At 50.2% G+C, this 5090-nt stretch carries 5 protein-coding genes, 4 tRNA genes and 1 pseudogene; 7 read left to right on the top strand and 3 right to left on the bottom strand.

What is annotated here, in order from left to right:
• Nucleotides 1–220 (bottom strand): hypothetical protein (locus NNO08_RS22675; RefSeq protein WP_271457589.1); only part of this gene is annotated, 220 nt, incomplete at its 3' end.
• Between the two features lie 319 nt (nt 221–539).
• Here NNO08_RS22675 and murB point away from each other — a divergent pair.
• Complete coding sequence (murB, locus tag NNO08_RS22670; protein WP_271455804.1) at nt 540–1568, top strand: UDP-N-acetylmuramate dehydrogenase; 1029 nt, start codon at nt 540–542, stop codon at nt 1566–1568.
• Complete coding sequence (gene birA, locus NNO08_RS22665; protein WP_271450590.1) at nt 1565–2527, top strand: bifunctional biotin--[acetyl-CoA-carboxylase] ligase/biotin operon repressor BirA; 963 nt, start codon at nt 1565–1567, stop codon at nt 2525–2527. Before murB ends, birA begins: the two co-directional genes overlap by 4 nt.
• A gap of 33 nt (nt 2528–2560) precedes the next feature.
• Here birA and coaA read toward each other — a convergent pair whose 3' ends face one another.
• On the bottom strand, nt 2561–3511 hold the full coding sequence (gene coaA / locus NNO08_RS22660; protein ID WP_271455805.1) for a type I pantothenate kinase: 951 nt from the start codon (nt 3509–3511) through the stop codon (nt 2561–2563).
• 290 nt (nt 3512–3801) lie between these two features.
• Nucleotides 3802–3882: pseudogene (locus NNO08_RS22655) on the bottom strand (hypothetical protein); the annotation flags it as partial.
• 19 nt (nt 3883–3901) lie between these two features.
• On the opposite strand from NNO08_RS22655, the gene NNO08_RS22650 reads away from it, so the two are divergent.
• The 5 genes from NNO08_RS22650 to NNO08_RS22630 form a co-directional block, all read left to right on the top strand.
• Nucleotides 3902–3977: transfer RNA gene (locus NNO08_RS22650), tRNA-Thr, on the top strand.
• A gap of 8 nt (nt 3978–3985) precedes the next feature.
• Nucleotides 3986–4070 (top strand) — tRNA-Tyr (locus NNO08_RS22645).
• Nucleotides 4071–4185: 115 nt separating this feature from the next.
• Nucleotides 4186–4260 (top strand) — tRNA-Gly (locus NNO08_RS22640).
• Between the two features lie 5 nt (nt 4261–4265).
• Nucleotides 4266–4341: transfer RNA gene (locus NNO08_RS22635), tRNA-Thr, on the top strand.
• Between the two features lie 118 nt (nt 4342–4459).
• The coding region (locus NNO08_RS22630) for a GTP-binding protein (protein WP_239241979.1) at nt 4460–5090 on the top strand (631 nt) is incomplete at its 3' end.

Below are 5090 nucleotides of genomic sequence, written 5' to 3'. Positions count from 1 at the left end.
GCTCTCCTGAGTAGGACAAATCCGCCGGGAGCGGATTTGAACGTTGCGCAGCAACGGCCCGGAGGGTGGCGGGCAGGACGCCCGCCATAAACTGCCAGGCATCAAATAAGTGAAGAAGCCCATCCTGACGGATGGGCTTTTTTGCGTCTGCGTGTTTTTCCGGAAACAGGCGGATGCGCCGGACTGAATGTATTTTGTAGGCCTGATAAGCGCAGCGCATCAGGCACTCCCGTCGGCATTTTGCCGGATGCGGCGTATCGCCTTATCCGGCCTACAACGGCACCACAAGGTAGGCCTGATAAGCACAGCGCATCAGGCACTCCCGGCGATACCTTGCCGGAAGTAGCGTCCCGTCTTATCCGGCTTACAGCAGCCTGCACCATTATCTATGCATCCGTTCCTGCAGGCCTGATAAGCGCAGCGCATCAGGCACATCGCGGCACCATCGGGCACAAAGCAACCCCCCACGCTTCCATAAAACAAGCCATCCTGCGGCATATGCGGTAAACTAAGCGCGATTTTGCATCAGGAAAGCGTCTATGAATCACTCCCTTAAAGCCTGGAATACCTTCGGCATCGATCAGCAAGCTAACGAACTTGTCTGCGCCGAAAATGAGCAACAATTATTGAATGCCTGGCAATCAGCCAATGCATCACATCATCCAGTACTGATTCTGGGTGAGGGGAGTAACGTCCTGTTCCTCGATAATTTCCATGGCACGGTGATCGTAAACCGTATCAAAGGTATAGAGGTTACAGAGAAGCCTGACGCGTGGTATCTACACGTTGGGGCTGGTGAGAACTGGCATCATCTGGTACAGCATACATTGCAGCTTGGCATGCCCGGGCTGGAAAACCTGGCGCTTATTCCCGGCTGTGTTGGCTCATCGCCAATCCAGAACATTGGTGCTTATGGTGTGGAACTTCAGCGTGTTTGCGAATATGTGGACTGCATTGAACTGGCGACCGGTAAGCATCTGCGTGTAAGTGCTGCGGAATGTCGTTTCGGGTATCGTGACAGTATCTTTAAGCATGAGTATCAGGATCGCGTCGCGATTGTAGCCGTCGGTCTGCGTTTGTCTAAACAGTGGCAGCCCGTACTGACATACGGCGATTTGACGCGTCTGGATCCTGCAACGGTCACACCTCATCAGGTGTTTGATTCCGTTTGCCACATGCGAACAACAAAGCTGCCCGATCCAAAAGTGAACGGTAATGCGGGAAGCTTCTTTAAAAACCCGGTTGTCACCGCAGATATTGCGCAGGAACTCCTGTCACAATTCCCGACCGCACCTCACTATCCCCAGGCCGATGGCTCAGTGAAGCTGGCCGCTGGCTGGCTTATCGATCAGTGTCAGCTCAAAGGCATGCGTATTGGTGGCGCAGCAGTACATCAACAACAGGCACTGGTACTGATCAATGCGGGTAATGCGACGAGCCAGGATGTCGTGCAACTTGCACATCATGTACGACATAAAGTGGGGGAGAAGTTTAATGTCTGGCTTGAGCCAGAGGTTAGATTTATGGGCCCGCAGGGTGAAGTGAATGCTGTGGAGATCATCGCATGAAGGATAATACCGTCCCCCTGACGCTCATCTCATTATTGGCTGATGGCGAATTCCATTCAGGTGAGCAACTCGGTGAAAAACTGGGAATGAGTCGTGCAGCGATTAACAAACACATCCAGACGTTACGCGACTGGGGCGTTGATGTATTTACTGTTCCAGGTAAAGGCTACAGCTTACCAGAGCCCATCCAACTGCTAGACTCATCCGTTATTCATTCTCAACTGGGTGACGGAAACATCACCGTTCTGCCCGTAATTGATTCAACCAACCAGTATCTGCTGGATCGAATTGGGCAACTGACATCCGGAGATGCCTGCGTAGCGGAGTATCAGCAGGCTGGTCGTGGCCGACGTGGGCGTAAATGGTTCTCGCCATTTGGTGCTAACCTGTATCTCTCTATGTTCTGGCGCCTGGAGCAGGGCCCGGCAGCGGCGATTGGTCTGAGTCTGGTCATTGGTATCGTCATGGCTGAGGTTTTACGCGATCTGGGGGCGGATAAAGTCCGTGTGAAATGGCCTAATGATCTCTACCTGCTCGATCGAAAACTGGCCGGCATTCTGGTTGAGCTCACCGGAAAGACGGGTGATGCCGCGCAGATCGTTATTGGTGCCGGAATTAACATGTCTATGCGCCGGGTAGAAGAGAATGTGGTTAATCAGGGGTGGATTAACTTACAGGAAGCAGGCATAAACATTGACCGTAATACGCTTGCGGCCCGGCTGATCCGCGAGCTTCGTGCTGCGCTGATACTGTTTGAGCAAGAGGGGTTGGTGCCTTATTTATCACGCTGGAAGGTACTTGATAACTTTATCAACCGCCCAGTTAAACTCATTATTGGCGATAAAGAAATATTTGGTATCTCGCGAGGAATAGATGCACAAGGTGCACTATTGCTTGAACAGAATGGTAAGATAACACCATGGATGGGCGGAGAAATATCGCTCAGAAGTGCCGAATAATAAGAAGGGGAGCATCTGCTCCCCTTTTTTTATTTATTTTCTTAACCTGACTTGCTCAACGGCATGATTGGCGCTCTTGGTCATGATTAAACTGGCTCGCTCACGCGTAGGTAGTATGTTTTGTTTTAAATTCAACCAGTTAATTTCTTTCCAGAGCGACATTGCTGTATTGATAGCCTCATCCTCGGACAATTTCGCGTAGTTATGGAAATAAGAGTCAGGATTGGTAAATGCCCCTTCACGGAATTTCAGGAATCGATTGATGTACCACGTCTGGAGTAATTCCTCTGGCGCGTCAACGTAAATAGAAAAATCGACGAAGTCAGAAACAAATACATGATGCGGGTCGTGGGGGTAGTCCATTCCGCTTTGTAATACATTTAACCCTTCGAGAATCAATATATCCGGCTGGGCAACTGTTTTGTCGCCATCAGGGATCACATCATAGATCAGATGTGAATAGACCGGTGCGGTGACGTTAGGGACGCCTGACTTCAGGTCGGAAACAAATTTTACCAGACGGTGCATATCATAAGACTGGGGGAAGCCTTTCTTCTTCATGAGCCCGCGTTCTTTCAACACCTGGTTTGGGTGAAGGAAACCATCGGTCGTAATCAGCTCAACTTTGCGGTGCTCTGGCCAGCGGCTCAGCAGTGCCTGCAAAACGCGCGCGGTTGTGCTTTTACCAACTGCAACACTGCCTGCAATACTAATGATATAAGGAATACGCTGGCCGTTTGTGCCTAAAAATTGCTCCAGAACAGCCTGGCGTCGCAGGTTTGAACTGATGTAAAAATTTAGCAAACGCGATAGAGGCAAATAAATCTCAGCAACTTCTTCCAGCGATAAGTCTTCGTTAATGCCTTTCAGACGAGCAATCTCTTCCTCGGTCAGGGTCATCGGCACTGAATCACGAAGCGCAGCCCACTGGTTGCGATCAAACTGTAGGTAAGGCGACGTTAACGCTTGCTCTTTTATACTCATACGCATGGTCTGGCTGTCATTGCTATATCAGGTCAGTGATAAAAAACGAAATCATCCCCGGCACGCAATGGCACGCACATTTCAGTTAATTTGGACAATGGGCAGGAGGGTAACACCAGATGAGGGGGAATAATAAGAAAAAATCGTCCCCTGAAAAGCATTGTGACGAGTATTCCAGATGTATAAAGATGTGCTTTCTCTCTGTCCGAACGTGAATAACGGAGCGAAACCCTCTCCGGTTATAAGGCCCAGCGTTGGAAATTTGTGCAATTCAGACAAGAAATAGATTATTTATCGGACGTATAGTGCAAAATGTGAGCGGAAGAACATTTTATGCAATTTTTTAGTTGCATGAGCACGCAGGTATCCATAAAATGCGCGCTACTTGATGCCGACTTAGCTCAGTAGGTAGAGCAACTGACTTGTAATCAGTAGGTCACCAGTTCGATTCCGGTAGTCGGCACCATCAAGTCCGGTGGGGTTCCCGAGCGGCCAAAGGGAGCAGACTGTAAATCTGCCGTCACAGACTTCGAAGGTTCGAATCCTTCCCCCACCACCACTTTCTGGCAGCGTTATCGCCGCCTGAGTTGGTTAAAAAATTTAATCAGCTCAAACAAAAAAGAGAGAAATCTCTTTTTTGTTACAGAAAGAACTGGGTAGCCGAGTTTCAGGATGCGGGCATCGTATAATGGCTATTACCTCAGCCTTCCAAGCTGATGATGCGGGTTCGATTCCCGCTGCCCGCTCCAGACGTGCTGATATGGCTCAGTTGGTAGAGCGCACCCTTGGTAAGGGTGAGGTCCCCAGTTCGACTCTGGGTATCAGCACCACTTCACTTCTCCTTCCCGTTTCTCTCTGTTTACTTTTAAAAGCATTCAACAGCTCAGGTATATTGCCTGGTTGATGTGGTGATATCACCGATTTATCCGTGTCTTAGAGGGACAATCGATGTCTAAAGAAAAATTTGAACGTACTAAACCGCACGTTAACGTCGGTACTATCGGCCACGTTGACCATGGTAAAACAACGCTGACCGCTGCAATCACTACCGTTCTGGCTAAAACCTACGGCGGTGCTGCTCGCGCATTCGATCAGATCGATAACGCGCCGGAAGAAAAAGCACGTGGTATCACCATCAACACTTCTCACGTTGAATATGACACCCCGACTCGCCACTACGCGCACGTAGACTGCCCGGGCCACGCCGACTATGTTAAAAACATGATCACCGGTGCTGCGCAGATGGACGGCGCGATCCTGGTTGTTGCTGCGACTGACGGCCCGATGCCGCAGACTCGTGAGCACATCCTGCTGGGTCGTCAGGTAGGCGTTCCGTACATCATCGTGTTCCTGAACAAATGCGACATGGTTGATGACGAAGAGCTGCTGGAACTGGTAGAAATGGAAGTTCGTGAACTTCTGTCTCAGTACGATTTCCCGGGCGACGACACTCCGATCGTTCGTGGTTCTGCTCTGAAAGCGCTGGAAGGCGAAGCAGAGTGGGAAGCGAAAATCATCGAACTGGCTGGCTTCCTGGATTCTTACATCCCGGAACCAGAGCGTGCGATTGACAAGCCGT

It is taken from the genome of Citrobacter sp. Igbk 17, assembly GCF_028069775.1.
Lineage (GTDB): Bacteria > Pseudomonadota > Gammaproteobacteria > Enterobacterales > Enterobacteriaceae > Citrobacter.
Note: the sequence above shows the minus strand (reverse complement) of the source record. Positions and strands in the feature narration are given on the sequence as shown.